Genomic DNA, 16,916 nt, shown 5'->3' on the forward strand with positions numbered 1-16,916 from the left:
CATGACCACGCCGATCCTCCAGTTCGGCACCAGCCGTTTCCTGCAAGCGCACGTCGACCTGTTCGTCTCGGAAGCACTGGACGCGGGCCACGCGCTGGGCAGCATCACCGTGGTGCAGACCACCAACAACCCAGCAAGCGCCGCGCGCGTCAAGGCGCTTGCGGGCGGTGCGGGGTATCCGGTGCGCATTCGCGGCTTGCAAGATGGCGCATCCGTCGACCACACCGTGACGTGCCGCGCCGTGCAGCGTGCGTTGCAAGCCGATGCGGATTGGGACCAACTGTGCGAGCTGATGGCGAAACACGTGCAGGTCGTGGTGTCCAACACGGCGGATCAGGGGTACCAACTCGACCCGGGCGATGATGCCTCCTTGCTGCAAGCGCCATCACGCGTGCCACACAGCTTCCCAGCCAAGCTGGTGGTGCTGCTGCACGGCCGCTGGCTGCGCAACCCGGAGGCGCCGCTATCGCTGTTTCCGTGCGAGCTGATTGAGCGCAATGGCGACACGCTGTGCGCCACCGTCTGCGCGCTCGCCGAGCAATGGGCGCTGCCTGCCGCGTTCATCGACTGGCTGCGCACGCATTGCGTGTGGGCCAACTCGCTGGTGGATCGCATCGTCTCCGAAGCACTGCACCCTGTGGGCGCTGTGGCCGAACCGTATGCGCTGTGGGCCATCGAGCGCCAACCGGGGCTGGTACTGCCTTGCACGCATCCGGCCATCGTGCTGACGGACGAGCTCGACCACCACGAGCGGCTCAAGCTCTTCCTGCTGAACGCCGGCCACACATTCCTGGCCGAGCGTTGGTGCGAAGATGCGCTGCCTGCCGACCTGACCGTCGCCCAAGCCATGGAGCACGCCCGCCTGCGGCCCGAACTGGAAGCCCTGTGGCGCGAAGAGATCGTTCCGGTGTTCGCCGCCCTGGGCAAGCAGGACGCCGCCGAGGCCTATCTCGTCTCACTGCGAGAACGGCTGCAGAACCCTTACCTCGCCCACCGTCTGGCAGACATCGCGCAGAACCACGCGCAGAAGAAGCAGCGGCGCCTGGCGCCCATCGTCACGCTAGCGCGGCAGCTGGGCCTGCATATCGCCCAGCCGCGGTTGAACGCAGCACTTGCCCATCCCAATTGAACTTGCAGAGCACCATGCCCCACGCTTCCCTCATCCTCCTGGCGCCCGATGACGACGTGGCCGTCGCGCGCGTTGCGCTGGAAGCCGGCGCGAAACTCGACGCCGCGTCAACCACGCTGACCGCCCTTGCCTCCATTCCCGCCGGCCACAAGATCGCCCTGCGCGACATCGCTGCGGGGCGGCCAGTGCACAAGTACGGGCAGGTCATCGGTGTGGCAACGGCCCCCATCCGCGCGGGCGAGCACGTCCACGTGCACAACGTCGGCATGGCCGATTCCGCCGCCGAGCACACTTTCGGCCACGCCTACCGCGTCACCGTGCCCGTGGATGCACCGGCCACGTTCGAAGGCTACGTGCGTGCGGATGGCTGCGTCGGTACACGCAATTTCATCGGCGTCATTGCCAGCGTGAACTGCTCGGCCACCGTGTGCCGGCATATCGTGCAAGCGGCGCAGGCGGAAGCGGCCGCGTTCCCGAATGTCGACGGCGTGGTCGCCATCACGCACGGCAGCGGCTGCGGCATGGCCGGCAACGGCGAAGGGCTTGCGCTGCTGCAGCGCACGCTGCGCGGCTATGCCGACCATCCCAACTTTGCCGGCGTGCTGATTGTCGGCCTCGGTTGCGAGGTCAACCAGGTGGCGCCGCTCGTGCAGATGCTGGGGGCGCGCACGCCGGGCTTGTTTGCCTCGCTGACGATCCAGGAAGAAGGCGGCACACGTGAGGCCATTGCGGCAGGCCTGGCCATGCTGCGCGACATGCTGCCAATCGCCAACCAGGCGAAACGCAGCACCGTCCCGGCAAGCCACCTGACCGTGGGGCTGCAATGCGGCGGATCGGACGGCTACTCCGGCATCAGCGCCAACCCCGCGCTGGGCGCGGCGGTCGATTTGCTGGTGCGCCACGGCGGCACGGCAGTGCTCTCTGAAACGCCCGAGATCTACGGCGCTGAACACCTGTTGACGGCACGGGCCGCCACACCCGCCGTGGCCGATGCGTTGATGGCCCGACTGGCCTGGTGGGAGCACTACACCCGCACGCTGGGCGCCGACATGAACAACAATCCATCGCCCGGCAACAAGGCCGGGGGCGTGACGACCATCCTGGAAAAATCCCTCGGCGCGGTCGCCAAGGGCGGCAGCAGCGGGCTGATGGCGGTCTACGAATACGCCCAGCCGGTGCAGGCGCACGGTCTCGTCTTCATGGACACACCCGGCTACGACCCGGTATCCGCCACCGGCCAAGTGGCGGGCGGCGCCAACCTGATCTGCTTCACCACCGGTCGTGGATCTACGTACGGCTGCAAGCCGGTGCCGTCGTTAAAGCTTGCCACCAACAGCACGCTCTTCCGGCACATGGAGCTCGACATGGACTACGACTGCGGCGGCATTGTCGATGGCCACCTCAGCATCGCGCAGGCCGGCGAAGCGCTGTTCCGGCTGATGCTGGACACCGCGTCCGGCACCCGCACCAAGAGCGAGCTCAATGGCCTGGGCGACAACGAGTTCGTACCGTGGCAACTGGGCGCCGTCATGTAGGCCCGGCGCTACGTAGGATCAGAAGCAAACCGGCCGCCATGGCGATCGCGCCAATGCCGCGCCCAACAACATCGCCGTAAGAGACAAGGCGCTCTAGTGTCATGGCGACCGACACGGCAGCCATGGTGGGCAGATCCATGATGCCCATCACCAACAGGATGGCTGTCAGCCCCACGCACGACCGCGCGCAGCGCATGCCAAGGCGCAAACCGTATTGCCACGCGGCGGCCACGCTTAAGCAAGGTGCGCCGCTCAGCCAGGCCACCTCGCGGCATCGGGAAAGCTGACGCAGCTTCCACCCGCTGAATTGCAGCGCGCCCGCCGCAAGCACGATCACGCCTGTTGCCGCAGTTGTCGCGCGCAACAACGCCGGCCACGCCATTTCAACCGCCGCCAACACAACACCCAGCGCAAAGACCGCTACGCCGATGACCGTCCACACTGCAAAGTAGCCGGTACCGGCCAACGCTGTCAGTACACCCTGCTCGGCTGTACCGGTTGCACGAAGCGCCGCCCGGTAGCGCAGCAATATCGGTGATAACGACGGCAACATCATCGCCATCATCATTACCGTCCACATGCCGATGAACGACGCGGCAAACGTCAGCCACGTCTGACCGCACATCGGCATCCACGCCATCGGCATCGCGCGCATGGCCGGCATGGAGCGGCTCCACGCCACGGTTGCCGCTGCGCTGGCGATGAACAGCAGCGCCGAAGCGGCCAGGAAGCCGCGCTCGGACGCTGCGTGCGCGCGCGGCAACTCAACGCGGCTGGGCGTACTCATCATGGCGACGCCACCAGACACCGGTTTCGTTGCGGCCCAGCGGTGCACGATCGAGCCATTGATACGCGCCCCACAAACCATCAAGCCCACGTGCGTAGGTGGAGTACGTGTGATACACGACGCCGTCTTCCAGCACGAACGCGCTCACGCCGGGCCGGTCACGCACATAGGTGGGCGCGTCGGTGCCGCACATGCTCGCGAACTGCTGCACGGGTTCGGGCAGATCCGATGCGTCCATCACATGGCTGCCGCGCACGTAGTTGTAGTCGGCGCTGCCGGCGCGCTGCTGGTCCTCCGTGATGGAGACGTTGAAGTCGTAGTTGAAATCGCTGCCCACGGACGAGGCCCACGGAAAGCGCCAGCCCATGCGCCTGCGGTACTCCAGCAGCTTCGCCAACGGCCCGCGCGACACCGCCATCAGCGTGACATCGTGGTTGGCCAGATGCGTGACGAACCCGTCAAAGCCGTCGGCAATCATGGAGCACGACGGGCAGCCGGCCTTGTAATCGGGGCCGAACATGAAGTGATAGACCAGCAACTGCGAGCGGCCGCCAAACAGATCGGCCAGTGAAGCGCTTCCCGCCTCTGTTTCAAAGCGATAGTGCTTGTCGACGCGGACCCACGGCAGCGCCTGGCGGCGGCGTGCCAGTTCATCGCTACGTCGGGTCAGCTCCTTTTCTGCCTTGAGCAATTCCAGCCGCTCGGCCAGCCAGGCATCGCGGGTTCCGATAGGGTGCACTGCGCTCATGGTTCGCCTCCGTTCAGGTAATGGGTCGTGCTAGATTAGGCGCCGACCTCAAACGGCGGGAGTGACAAGTGTGGCGGGATTCCGATGGATTCACTGATCACGGCAGCCGCGCGCGCACTCGCGGCCGGTGACCCATTTGGCGCACTGAACCGCGTCGCCCTGCGCGACGATGCACCGGCACTCGCGCTGCGCGGCATCGCCATGGCCCAACTTGGTGACCTCGCCCGCGCCAAGTTTTTGCTGCGCCGCGCCGCACGTGCATTCGGCGTAAAAGAGGCGCTGGCACGTGCGCGCTGTGTTGTCGCGGAAGCCGAAGTCGCGCTTGCCTCGCGTGATCTGAACTGGCCATCCAAGACACTGGACACGGCACGCGCCACGCTCGAAGCGCACGGCGATCACATCAACGCCGCCCACGCGCGGTATCTGGCGATCCGCAAACAGCTGCTCATTGGCCGACTCGACGATGCGGAACGTGCGTTGGCGGCGCTGACACCGGCGCGCTTGCCGGCGCCGCTGCGTGCGGCCCATGCACTGGTCATCGCGGGTATTGCCATGCGCCGGCTGCGAACCGCCGCTGCCCGGCAGGCGCTGACCAACGCCGCCCGTGCCGCGCGCGAAGCCGGCATCCCGACACTGACGGCGGAAGTCGAGCGCGCCACCCTCGCCTTGCATGCACCGGCCGCAAGGTTGATCGCGCACGGCGAAGAGCGTGTCTTGCGGCTCGCCGAAGTGGAGGCGCTGTTCGCATCGGATGCGCTGGTGGTCGATGCGTGCCGCCTTGCCGTGCGTCGTGCGGATACGGTTGTGTTGCTTGCGACGCGCCCGGTGTTGTTCACGCTGGTTCGGCTGCTGGCACAGGCGTGGCCGGCGGATGTGTCGAGAGACACCCTCATCGCCCAGGCCTTCCGCACCCGGCACGCCGACGACACGCACCGCGTGCGCCTGCGCGTGGAAATCGGCCGTTTGCGCAGCGCGCTGACAGGGCTGGCAGGCATCCACGCCACGCGGCAGGGTTTTGCACTGGCGCCGCATGACGCACGCGAAGTCGCCGTGCTGGCGCGGCCGGTGGAAGAACCATACGCCGCCGTGCTGGCCTGTCTGGCCGATGGGGAATCGTGGTCGAGTTCGGCTCTGGCGCTTGCGCTGGGCGCCAGCCAGCGGACCGTACAGCGCGCCCTGGATGCACTGGCGGCAGCGGGAAAGGTGCAGTCGTTCGGCGCAGGGCGCGCCCGCCGCTGGGTGACACCACCGGTTCCCGGATTCGCGACCACCTTGTTACTCCCGGCTCCGCTACCCAGCGACTAGCATGGAAGCTCAACAATCCACCCCGCAGGACACCCCATGAAGCGATCCGCCGCAGACATCGTGCGCGAATACGGCCCCTTCCCTGACGCCAACAACGTAGGCGGCGTGACCTACGACGGCCAGCATGTCTGGTTTGCCGGCGGTGGCGCGCTGGTGGAACTCGACCCTGCCAGCGGCGAAGCACTTCGCTCCATCGACGTACCGGCCCACGCCGGCACCGCGTTCGACGGGCGCTATCTCTTTCAGATTGCCGAAGACCGCATCCAGAAGATCGACCCGCAAACGGGCAAAGTGCTAGCCACCATTCCCGCGCCCGGCGCCGGGGGCGACTCCGGCCTCGCCTGGGCCGAGGGCACGCTGTGGGTCGGGCAATACCGGGAGCGCAAGATCCAACAGATCGACCCGGACACCGGCGCCATCTTGCGCACCATTGAATCGAACCGCTTTGTCACCGGCGTCACCTGGGTCGACGGCGAACTCTGGCATGGCACGTGGGAAGGCGATACAGGCGAGCTACGCCACATCGATTCGCACACCGGGGAAGTACTGGAGCTGATCGACATGCCGCCCGGCGTGGGGGTGTCCGGGCTGGAATCCGACGGGGCTGATCAGTTCTTCTGCGGCGGCGGCAATAGCGGCAAGATCCGTGCGGTGCGGCGCCCCGGAAAAACCGCAAAAACCCCCGCAAACACCGGCGCCGAATGACCCAAAATGGCGCATCCAGCTCCAGCCCGCTACCCCGCGGGCTTTTTCTTTGCAGTGCGGGGTCTTGTTTGAAAACCCCATAACATTTCGCCGAAGTTCTCCTTGTACGATGGCCGCGCTCGCAATCGTCTTTCAGGAGAGACACGATGCCCTACGATGGAAACCGCGCGGCCAACTACGCCGACAGCCACGCACAGCCGAACAGCACCGGAAACTGCGCCAAATACGTCCGCAAAGCCCTGGAATGGGGCGGCGCAGAACTCGGCCGCACGCATTACGCCAAGGACTATGGCCCTGTTCTCGAAGAAGCCGGGTTTCACGCCATCCAGACCCCGGCCCGCAAGGGTGACGTGGTGGTGATCCAAGCCGCGCCCGGCCATCCGTCCGGACACATGGCCATCTATAACGGCACGGTGTGGGTGTCGGATTTCACGCAGAACGCTGGGCCGCAGGGCTTCTATCCGGGCCCGGCGTATCGCACCGCCCAGCCCGCCTATCGCATCTATCGCCACGACGATTGAGGCCCGCCATGAAGAATCGATTTTTCAGAATGCTGGCCGGGCTCGCTCTCGCGATCGGCATGCTGGGGGCGCACACCGCCATGGCCCAAGGCAAGGCCGCCACGCCGGAAGCCAATACCAAGGCCTTCTACGCTTGGTACATCAAGCTGCAGGCCAAGTCGGTCTACCCGCTCACAGACAGCGGCATCACCACGTACGTATCGAAAGACACCGTAGACCGCCTGCGCGAAGCCTACCGCCGCAACGAACTGCCGGGCGACGTTGATTACTTCACCAAAGTGCAAGACTACGACGAGAAGGACTGGTCCGAGCACACCATCGCCCGCGCGTCGATCCTGCTCGAAGACGTGGCCGTGGTGCCGGTCACCTTCGGCTCGAAGGACAAGATCAGCGTGCTGGTCTTCCTGCGCAAGCTGGGGGATGGCTGGAAGATCACCAAGGTTGAGGATACGCAGGATTTTCAGTGAAGAAGTGACTGGCGGCCAAGACCACCGCACACGCAAGGAAGCCCGCAGCAATGCGGGCTTTTTTATGCAAGGTGGCCCATGCCTTCGTCCATGACGTCTTCCCTATTCGGACGGGATCGTCATCGACCTACGCTTTCCAGGCAGCACCCTCACCTGGAGAGCCCATGAGACCGATCATCGATATTTCGCAAGTTGCAAACAACCAAGCCTTCATCAGCCTGGACCACGCCTTTGGCCTGGCTGGACGGGTCAACCTTTACAACAACGCAACGAACGACGCCGATGCACTCCGCTACATCGACGCCATGCTCAACGTGCTCGATCGCGATGACTATGCCCGCGACCTGATCCGGCAACGCGGGCTCACGCAGGCGGCGGGCACCGCCCTCGCCGCGCTGGAGTACGCCCGCCGCACCATTCAAGGCGATCCCCCTGCCATCGCATTCAACAGTCAGTCCACTGCCAACCGGCTGGTTCTGACGCCCTGATGACGAGCGCCTTTCACACGGTCATAGAGACGCCCGCGACGACGCGGGCTTTTCTGTACTGGCAAATGCGAATCACTCGTGCCGCTTCGTGAGCTGTACATCTGCGACCGCGTCTAGACGAGCTCACCCTTTCTCGGGAAAATCAAAGCCCTGCCAACGCAACCGCCGGCGGAACCGGACACCGGACACCGGACACTTCAAGGGCACCATGATCGACAGCACCCCGCACGCAGTTCAAGCCCGCGCTTCCATTCGCGACCTCGCAGGCTCGCTGATCCGCGAAGTCGCCAACAGCGGCATGGGCCGCGCCGATGTCCTGCCGTTCTGGTTTGGCGAATCCGACCAGACGACCGCTAGCTTCATCCGCGATGCGGCGGCGCGCTCGCTGAGCGAGGGCGAAACGTTTTACTCCCAGAACCTGGGGCGCCCCTACCTCCGAGAGAACATCGCTGCGTACCTTTCGGAGCTGCACGGCCGGCCCATCGGGGTGGACCGCATCGCGGCGATCAGCTCGGGCGTCACGGGGCTCATGATCGCGTCGGAACTGCTGCTGTCCGTGCAGGATCGCGTGGTCGCCATCACGCCGTTGTGGCCCAACGTGTGTGAGATTCCCAAGATCCTGAGCGCGCAGGTCGAGCGCGTTCCGCTCGCTGTTCGAGATGGCCGTTGGACGCTCGATCTGGATCGGCTCCTCGACACATTGACGCCCGACACCAAGGCGCTGATCGTCAATTCGCCCAACAACCCGACCGGCTGGACCATCGACGAGCCGAGCATCACAGCCATCCTGGAGCATTGCCGCAAGCACGGCATCTGGATCCTCTGCGACGACGTGTATGAGCGACTGGTCTACGACACCCGACTGCGTTCAGCCCCTTCGTTCCTGAAGCGCTATGAAGATGGTGACCGCATCATCTCGGTGAACAGCTTTTCCAAGGCGTGGTCCATGACGGGCTGGCGGGCGGGCTGGATGGTCGTGCCCGAAACGCTCTCGGCAGATCTGGCCAAGCTGATTGAGTACAACTTTTCGTGCATGTTCGAGCCCGTGCAGCGCGCCGCATCGGTGGCGCTCCAGCATGGCGAGCCCGAAGTCGCGCGGCTCAGGGGCATGCTGGCGCATACGCGGTCGCTTCTCACAAGCGCGCTGACCACGCTGCCGGGCATCGAGGTGCCGGATGCCGGCGGCGCGATGTATGTCTTCTTCCGCCTTGCCGGCCATCACGACTCGCTGGCCCTGGCCAAGCAGTTGGTGAACGACGTCGGTCTTGGCCTGGCGCCCGGTTCGGCGTTTGGCGACGAGGGCAACGGCTGGCTGCGCTGGTGCCACGCCATCAGCTCGGACGCCAAGCTGCTCGATGGCGTCGACCGGCTCGCCCGCTTTCTCGCTCGCTAACGTCCCGCCGCGGCCCCGGGGCCCGAGGCCAAGGCCCAGGTTCACAGCCCCCCCCTCATCGCGTATGATCCGGCGACGAATGATGGTGCCCTTTCAGGGTGAAACGGGAATGCGGTGCAACGCCGCGGCTGCCCCCGCAACTGTATGTGACGAGTCCACATCACGCAGGCCACTGGATGCTTCCGGGAAGGCGATGTGAGGCGATGATGCACAAGCCAGGAGACCGGCCATCATCTCTTGTCGACGTGGGATGAACCTGGGCGGGGTGTACTGGGGGATACGCAAAACGGCTCGGCCGCTTTGCTCTTGTGGTCCGATCTCGCGGCGATGATCTTGCAAAGAGGCCTTTCATGGCATCGCCGCTCCTGCGCCGTTTCGCATCACCTTCTCGTACGCCAGCCAGTCTGCTGGTGGTCCTGATTGTCTTCAATCTGCTTGCCTGGGCATGGGCGCTGACCGCGTTTGCCGGACAGCCCGCGCTGCTCGGCACCGCGTTGCTGGCCTACGTATTCGGATTGCGGCATGCCGTCGATGCCGACCACATCGCCGCCATCGACAACGTCGTCCGCAAGCTAGTACAGCAGGGCCAACGCCCGTTTGCGGTGGGTTTCTTCTTCTCCATCGGTCATTCCACGTTGATCATGCTGGCAGTGCTCATCGTCGTGACCGCGAGTGCGGCCATGGGTGCGCGCCTGGGCGCCTTCAGGGAAACCGGTGGCGGTATCTCGACGGCCATCTCCGCGCTCTTCCTGCTGATCATTGCGCTCACGAACCTCGTCATCCTTCGCTCGGTGTGGAAGCAATTTGTTCGCTTCAGAAGAGGCGAACCGATTCGCAATGAAGACATCGACATGCTGACCTCCGGCAATGGCCTGCTGGCGCGGCTGTTCCGCCCAATGTTCAAGCTGGTCACCAAGAGCTGGCATATGTTTCCGCTGGGTTTCCTGTTCGGCCTCGGGTTCGACACCGCCACCGAGATCGGCCTGTTCTCGATCTCAGCAGCGCAGACGCCCAAGGGGGTGCCGTTCCTGTCGGTCATGGTGTTCCCCGTGTTGTTCACCGCTGGCATGGCGTTGATCGACACGCTGGACAGCATCCTGATGGTGGGCGCCTACGGCTGGGCGTTCGTCAACCCGATACGCAAGCTTTGGTACAACATCACGATCACGCTGACCTCGGTGCTGATGGCTTTCGTGATCGGCTCCATCGAGGCACTCGGCCTGCTGGCCAACCGCCTGGGCCTGAGCGAGGGGCCGTGGGCATGGGTTGCCTTGCTCAACGAGCGGCTGGCGGAGTTCGGCTATCTCGCCATCGGTCTCTTCATCCTCAGTTGGGCGCTCTCGGCCGGCATCTACAAATGGAAGGGCTACGATCGGCTGCCCTCACCCGCGCTGATGAAGGGTGACGCGCCATGAGAACGCACGATCGGCATGTCTTGATGTGTACCGGCCCGCGCTGCACAGACAACGTCGCTGACAACGAAAGCAGCGCGGAAGCCATGTTCAAGGTGCTGGGCCAAGCCATCGATGCGTGCGACGGCCTGCGGGTCAAGCGCACTCGCACCCATTGCTTCGCCGTCTGCAAACAGGGACCCATCCTGGCGGTGTATCCGGATGGCGTCTGGTATCGCAATGTCGACGCGGCTGGCATCCAGCGCATTGTCAGCGAGCACCTTGTGGGCGACTGCCCGGTCGAGCCACTGATCTTTCACCGCCTGGGTGTTGGCGACGTTGAACCGGAGCCGACTGTATGACGGCGCGCACTTCCCCCCGCATCGTCTTGCTCAGCCATGCCGGCACCGACCTGACCGCGCTGGCGCGTGCGCGCGCCTTGCTGCCCGGCGATTTTGTGGACGTCGATGCGGTGAACCTGCAATCCGTCGACACCGCCGAGCGCATGGACGCCCTGCTTGCCACCACCCTGCTGGAAGCCCGCGTCATTGTGGTGCGATTGCTCGGCCGCGCGAATGATGTGCCGGGCTTCGACGCGCTGCGCAAGGCGGCATCGACGCGCCGCCAAGCCTTGATTGTCGTCAGCGGCACGGGCGAGCCCGACCCGGAGCTAGCGGCGCTGTGCAGCGTTCCGCCGGCCTTGCAGCACGAGGGGATGGCCTACCTGCAGGCGGGCGGCGTTGGCAACATGGCCCAGCTGCTGCGCTGCCTGTCCGACCGCCTGTTGATGACCGGCTTCGGCTACCTGCCGCCGGCTGCGCTGCCCGAGCACGGCATCTACCACCCCGAGCTGCCCCTCCAAGCCACGCTGCGGGACTGGACTACGATCCGCAACCCACAGTGGCCCACGGTCGGCATTACGTTCTACCGGGCCCACTGGCTCAGCGGCAACACGCGTTTTATCGACATGCTGGTCGACATGCTGGCCGAACGTCGCATCAACGCGCTGCCCGTCTACACCGCATCGCTGCGCGAGCTGAACACAGCCGGCTTGCCCGCCGCGCTGGGGCTGTTTACGGCCGAAGCAGACTGTCAAATCGACGCGCTGATCAACACCACGTCGTTCGCCATGGGTGACGTGAGCGCGGACGGCCCAACGCAGCCTGGCTGGTCGGTCACGGCGCTTGGGCACCTTGATGTGCCGGTCATTCAGGCCATCACCAGCAGCATGACGCAGGCCCAGTGGGAAGCGTCCGAGCGCGGCCTCAATCCGCTCGATACGGCGATGAACATTGCGCTGCCCGAATTCGACGGGCGCATCATCGGCGTGCCGGTCTCGTTCAAAGACACGCAGAGCGACGCACGCGGCGAGACCCATTACGCGCCGCTGGCCGACCGGATGCGCCGGCTGGCCGGCATTGCGGCACGTCAGGTTGCCCTGCGCCGCACACGGCCGGAAGACAAGCGCGTCGCCTTCATCTTCACCAACAGCAGCAGCAAAGCCTCGCAGATCGGCAATGCGGTGGGGCTGGATGCACCGGCCTCGCTGTTTGCGCTGCTGCATGCCATGCGCGCGCACGGCTATCGGATCGACGGCCTGCCCGAATCCAGCGACGCACTCATCCACGACCTCATCGATCGAGGTGCCTATGACGAGGCCTACCTGAGTGCGGATCAGCTTCGGCATGCGGTTGCGACGGTGCCGGCGGCGCGCTACGCAGCGTGGTTCGACCAATTGCCGCCGACGCTGCAGCAGCGGATGCGCGATCGCTGGGGCGAGGCTCCTGGCAGCGCCTACGTTCACGAAGGCAAGCTCGTGTTTGCGGGCATGGAATACGGCAACGCCTTCGTGGCGCTGCAGCCGCCGCGCGGCTACGGCATGGATCCCGATGCGATCTATCACACGCCAGACCTGCCGCCCACGCACCACTACTACGCCCTGTATTGCTGGCTGCGCGACGCGTGGCAGGCAGACGCCATCGTCCACGTGGGCAAGCACGGCACGCTGGAGTGGCTGCCCGGGAAGGGCGTCGGCATGTCGCAAGACTGCTTTCCGGATGCGCTGCTGGGTGACATGCCCATGCTCTATCCGTTCATCCTGAACGACCCGGGCGAGGGGTCACAGGCCAAGCGCCGCGCGCATTCGGTGATCATCGACCACCTCACCCCGCCGATGACGACCGCAGACATGTACGGTCCGCTGGCGCAGCTGACGCAACTGGTCGATGAGTACTACCAGGTCGAAATGCTCGACCCGGCCAAGCTGCCGTTGTTACAGCAGCAGATCTGGAACCTCATCAAGGAAGCTCGGCTCGATACCGATCTGGCGGCGATGCGGAATCACGCCCATGAGCACGCCCATGAGCACGACCACGCGCACGAGCATGACCACAAACATGAGCACGCGCATGGCCACCATGACCATCCCGCACAGGCCGGCAAATATCGCCCGCTGCCGGCCAAGACAGCGATCGCGCCTGCCAGGAAAAAGACTGGCACAGCGAAGTACGGTCTGGCCCCCGCCGGCAAGAAGCATCACGCCCATGGCAGCCACGGTCATCACCACCATCATCATGACCACGACGGCCATCATCACAGCCATGATCATGATCACGATGACGACCACCACCACGGCCACGACTGGGACGCCACGCTGAACCAAGACGGCGTGCCACAAACGCTGGCCAAGATGGAAGGTGTGGACGTCGCCCACTTGATCGAAGACATCGACGGCTACTTGTGCGAACTGGGTGCAGCGCAGATCCGTGACGGCCTGCACGTGCTGGGCAAGGTTCCCGCCGGCGAGGCGCTGGTGGACATGGTCTGCGCACTGGTGCGCTTGCCCAATCTTTCGGTACCGGGGCTGCCGGCCAGCGTAGCTGCCGCGCTCGATACCGACTGGACGGCATTGCAGGACGACAAGGGCCACCGGCTGGACGGTGTCTCCCCTGCACTTGCGCAGATCGCTGGGCGAGCACTCGTCACCCGCGCTGATGCATTCGATGCCATCACGGCCCTTGGGCGGCAGTTGGTGGGCCGGCTGGCTGCGAGCGGCTTCGACGCCAATACGATCCACGCAGCGCTGGCCGACGTACTACCTGGGGTGGTAGGCACCGACGCCATCCGGCAGACGCTCACCTACGTCTGCGACGAGTTGGCACCCAATCTCGCGCGCACCTCGGAAGAGATCGACAACCTGCTCAGGGGCCTCGCCGGAGGCTACGTGCCGGCGGGCCCCAGCGGCGCGCCCACACGCGGCATGGCACACGTGCTGCCCACCGGCCGCAACTTCTATTCCGTCGACCCACGCAGCTTGCCGTCGCAAGCCGCATGGCAAATCGGCACCGAGCTGGCCAATGAGGTGCTGGCCCGCCATCGTAACGAGACAGGCCGGCTGCCCGAGTCGGTCAGCATCAGCGTATGGGGCACGAGCGCCATGCGCACCCACGGCGATGACATCGCGCAGATTCTGGCTCTGCTCGGTGTGCGGCCCCGCTGGCAGGCGGAAAGCCGCCGCGTCATCGGTGTCGAGCCGATTCCTCTGTCTGAACTGGGCCGACCGCGCATTGACGTGACGGTGCGCATCAGCGGCTTCTTCCGCGATGCGTTCCCGCATCTGATCCACCTCGTGGACGAAGCGGTGCACATGGTGGCCCGGCTGGACGAGCCCCCAGAGCAGAACTTCCTGCGCAAGCACTACCTGGCCGACCTCAAGCACGAGCTGTTCTGCCAAGTGCAGGGCAAGGCTGTCGAGCAGCGCGCGCTCTATCGCATCTTCGGCTCCAAACCGGGCACCTACGGCGCGGGCATCCTGCCGCTGATCCAGGAACAGAACTGGCAGGACGACGCCGATTTCGCCACGGCCTACATCAACTGGGGTGGCTACGCCTATGGCCGCGCTGATGACGGCACCGATGCGCGTGCCGATTTCCGGCATCGCCTGTCTGGCGTCGAGGTGGCCCTGCACAACCAGGACAACCGCGAGCACGACATCTTCGACAGCGACGACTATCTGCAATACCACGGCGGCATGATCGCCACCATCCGTAGCCTGACGGGCCGCCAACCGCACCACTATTTCGGTGATAGCCACCAACCCGACAACCCCGCCGTGCGCGGGCTGAAAGAAGAAGTGCTGCGCGTCTTCCGTTCGCGGGTGGCCAACCCCAAGTGGATCGCCGGCATCACGAAACACGGCTACAAAGGCGGCCTGGAGCTGGCGGCCACGGTCGACTACCTGTTCGGCTACGACGCCACCGCGCATGTGGTGGACGACTGGGTCTATGAACAGGTGGCCGAGACCTACGCCTTCGCACCCGAGATGCAGCAGTTCTTTGCGCAGAGCAATCCCTGGGCGCTTAACGCCATTACGGACCGGCTTCTGGAGGCTGCGCAGCGTCAGTTGTGGGCTGAACCGAAACCGGAAACCCTCGCTTCACTGCGGGCGCTGCATCTGCGCAGTGAAGCCCTGCTGGAAGCGCGCGGCGAGGGCCACGCAAACGCCCACGCCAAAGCCCGCCAACCATGAGACACCACTACCCGTTCACCGCCATCGTCGGGCAAGCGCAGCTCAAGCGCGCGCTCCTGCTGTGCGCCATCGACCCGACACTGGGCGGTGTGCTGATCCGGGGCGACAAGGGCACCGCCAAAAGCACCGCCGCGCGCGGCTTGGCCGATGTCCTGCCGCCGATTACCCGAGTGGCGGGTTGCACGTTCAATTGCGAGCCGGATGCGCCATTGGCGGAATGCAGTGCCTGCCAGGACAATGCGCGCGACGTGGCCAGCGCGCCCGTGCCCTTCGTCAACCTGCCGCTCGGCGCAACGGAAGACCGCGTGCTGGGCAGCCTCGACTTTGAGCGTGCCCTGAAAGACGGCAGGAAGGCCTTCCAGCCCGGCTTGCTGGCCGCCGCGCATCGTGGGCTGCTGTATGTGGATGAGGTCAACCTGCTGGCCGACCACTTGGTCGACATGCTGCTCGACGTGTCGGCCATGGGCCGCAACACGGTGGAACGCGAAGGTCTGGCCATCAGCCACCCCGCGCGCATCACGCTGCTCGGCACGATGAACCTGGAGGAAGGCGACCTGCGCCCGCAATTGCTGGATCGCTTTGGCCTGATGGTTGAGGTGAGTGCGCCGCGCGACCCCGCCGTGCGTGCTGAGGTGGTGCGCCGCCGCTTGGCGTTCGAGGCTGACCCCGCCGCGTTCATCGCCGACTGGCAAGTGGAAACCGATGCCCTGCGGGCCACGATCCGCACTGCGCAACAACAGATCGCTGCGGTGCAGTTCCCTGACTCGCTGTTCGATTTCATCAGCCAGCTCTGCTGCGAATTCGAGGTCGCCAGCCTGCGCGCGGATATCGTGATGCACAAGGCGGCACGTGCGCTTGCCGCGCTGGATGGCCGCGACGTCGTCAGCGCCGAAGATGTGCGCGACGCCGCTGCGCTGGCGCTGCCGCATCGCCGCCGACGCAAGCCGTTCGAGCAAAGCGGTCTCGATCATGACCGCCTGGATGCGCTGACTCAGCAACAGCAGCAACGCACCCAACCGCCCCCTCCCGCTGATGACACGGGTGCCGGGCACGACCACGAAACCGCCGCGCCAGAGCCTGCGGAGGACAACGCCGATGGCGCAGCCGAGCAAGTGTTTGCGGCGACTTCGGCCGCCGAGATCGGCCGCATCAACGTGGTGGCATTGCAAGCACACGAGGCCAGTGGCCGTCGCAGCAGCATCACGGGTGTCAGCCGCGGCCAGGCCATCCGCGCCGTGCCAAGTGAGGCGCCCAGCCAGCTTGCGGCGGATGCCACGCTGCGCCACGCACTGATGCGCAACCCGAGCGACTTTGCGGTGACCCGCGCAGACCTGCACGACAAGGTGCGTGTGGGTCAGCAGTCCAACCTGATCCTGCTCGTGGTGGATGCCTCCGGCTCGATGGCGGCGCGCCGGCGCATGGAAGTCGTCAAGTCTTGCGTGCTCGGCCTGTTGCAAGACGCCTACCAGCGCCGCGACCACGTCGCCGTGATCTGTTTTCGGGGCGAGCGTGCCGAGCTGGTGCTGCCGCCCACGCGTCAGGTCGAACAGGCTGAACTGGCCTTGCGCGAACTGCCGACCGGCGGACGAACGCCGCTCGCGCACGCGTTGCAGCTGGCTGCCTCCACGCTGGCACAGCGTGATGGCGCGACGCCGCTGCTCGTCGTGCTGAGCGACGGACGCGCCAATATCGCGCTCAATGAAGGCGCCGATCCGTGGAAGGAGTCACTGGATGCTGCACAGGCGCTGGCCGCACGCGGCACGCCGGCACTGGTGCTCGATACGGAGCAGGATTTCGTGCGCCTGGGCCGCGCCCACGAACTCGCGCAGGCGCTACACGCGGACTACCTGCCGCTGGACCAACTGAGCGGCGAACAACTGCGCCTGACCATCCGCGAAAGGCTGCCACGATAGCCACAC

At 65.5% G+C, this 16,916-nt stretch carries 14 protein-coding genes and 1 riboswitch; of the genes, 12 read left to right on the forward strand and 2 right to left on the reverse strand.

The features are described from left to right. The first annotated feature begins 1 nt into the window (after position 1). On the forward strand, positions 2-1,129 hold the full coding sequence (locus ACN9M1_RS07900) for a mannitol dehydrogenase family protein (RefSeq protein WP_426398659.1): 1,128 nt from the start codon (positions 2-4) through the stop codon (positions 1,127-1,129). A 14-nt stretch (positions 1,130-1,143) separates the two neighbouring features. Then, entirely contained in the window at positions 1,144-2,664 is a 1,521-nt protein-coding gene (locus ACN9M1_RS07905; RefSeq protein ID WP_426398660.1) for a UxaA family hydrolase, read from the forward strand. Here ACN9M1_RS07905 and ACN9M1_RS07910 read toward each other — a convergent pair. Next, on the reverse strand, positions 2,657-3,454 hold the full coding sequence (locus ACN9M1_RS07910) for a DUF2182 domain-containing protein (RefSeq protein WP_426398661.1): 798 nt from the start codon (positions 3,452-3,454) through the stop codon (positions 2,657-2,659). The genes ACN9M1_RS07905 and ACN9M1_RS07910 overlap by 8 nt on opposite strands. Further along, a complete protein-coding gene (locus ACN9M1_RS07915; protein ID WP_426398662.1) occupies positions 3,429-4,199 on the reverse strand; it encodes a DUF899 domain-containing protein in 771 nt (256 codons plus the stop codon). Before ACN9M1_RS07915 ends, ACN9M1_RS07910 begins: the two co-directional genes overlap by 26 nt. An 84-nt stretch (positions 4,200-4,283) precedes the next feature. Between ACN9M1_RS07915 and ACN9M1_RS07920 the strand changes: the two genes are divergently transcribed. The 10 genes from ACN9M1_RS07920 to ACN9M1_RS07965 all read left to right on the forward strand — a co-directional run bounded on the left by ACN9M1_RS07920 (position 4,284) and on the right by ACN9M1_RS07965 (position 16,910). Further along, positions 4,284-5,504: a helix-turn-helix domain-containing protein gene (locus ACN9M1_RS07920; RefSeq protein ID WP_426398663.1), complete on the forward strand. Its 1,221-nt coding sequence runs from the start codon at positions 4,284-4,286 to the stop codon at positions 5,502-5,504. A gap of 36 nt (positions 5,505-5,540) precedes the next feature. Then, entirely contained in the window at positions 5,541-6,209 is a 669-nt protein-coding gene (locus tag ACN9M1_RS07925) for a glutamine cyclotransferase (protein ID WP_426398664.1), read from the forward strand. A 146-nt stretch (positions 6,210-6,355) separates the two neighbouring features. Continuing rightward, positions 6,356-6,730, forward strand: a complete 375-nt coding sequence (locus ACN9M1_RS07930) for an NlpC/P60 family protein (protein WP_426398665.1) — start codon at positions 6,356-6,358, stop codon at positions 6,728-6,730. 8 nt (positions 6,731-6,738) lie between these two features. Next, positions 6,739-7,197 (forward strand): DUF3828 domain-containing protein, encoded by a 459-nt coding sequence (locus ACN9M1_RS07935; RefSeq protein WP_426398666.1) that lies wholly within the window; start codon positions 6,739-6,741, stop codon positions 7,195-7,197. 164 nt (positions 7,198-7,361) lie between these two features. After that, a complete protein-coding gene (locus tag ACN9M1_RS07940; RefSeq protein ID WP_426398667.1) occupies positions 7,362-7,685 on the forward strand; it encodes a hypothetical protein in 324 nt (107 codons plus the stop codon). Positions 7,686-7,893: 208 nt separating this feature from the next. Continuing rightward, positions 7,894-9,078, forward strand: a complete 1,185-nt coding sequence (locus ACN9M1_RS07945; RefSeq protein ID WP_426398668.1) for a pyridoxal phosphate-dependent aminotransferase — start codon at positions 7,894-7,896, stop codon at positions 9,076-9,078. A 66-nt stretch (positions 9,079-9,144) separates the two neighbouring features. Continuing rightward, positions 9,145-9,324: riboswitch (cobalamin riboswitch) on the forward strand. Positions 9,325-9,428: 104 nt separating this feature from the next. After that, positions 9,429-10,493: a HoxN/HupN/NixA family nickel/cobalt transporter gene (locus tag ACN9M1_RS07950; RefSeq protein WP_426398669.1), complete on the forward strand. Its 1,065-nt coding sequence runs from the start codon at positions 9,429-9,431 to the stop codon at positions 10,491-10,493. Continuing rightward, positions 10,490-10,831, forward strand: coding sequence for a (2Fe-2S) ferredoxin domain-containing protein (locus tag ACN9M1_RS07955; protein ID WP_426398670.1), 342 nt, complete (start codon positions 10,490-10,492; stop codon positions 10,829-10,831). The genes ACN9M1_RS07950 and ACN9M1_RS07955 overlap by 4 nt, the downstream gene beginning before the upstream one ends. Continuing rightward, positions 10,828-14,997, forward strand: a complete 4,170-nt coding sequence (locus ACN9M1_RS07960; RefSeq protein WP_426398671.1) for a cobaltochelatase subunit CobN — start codon at positions 10,828-10,830, stop codon at positions 14,995-14,997. The genes ACN9M1_RS07955 and ACN9M1_RS07960 overlap by 4 nt, the downstream gene beginning before the upstream one ends. Next, a complete protein-coding gene (locus tag ACN9M1_RS07965; protein ID WP_426398672.1) occupies positions 14,994-16,910 on the forward strand; it encodes a putative cobaltochelatase in 1,917 nt (638 codons plus the stop codon). The genes ACN9M1_RS07960 and ACN9M1_RS07965 overlap by 4 nt, the downstream gene beginning before the upstream one ends. Positions 16,911-16,916: the final 6 nt, after the last annotated feature.

The organism is Ralstonia sp. R-29 (assembly GCF_049913345.1).
GTDB lineage: Bacteria > Pseudomonadota > Gammaproteobacteria > Burkholderiales > Burkholderiaceae > Ralstonia.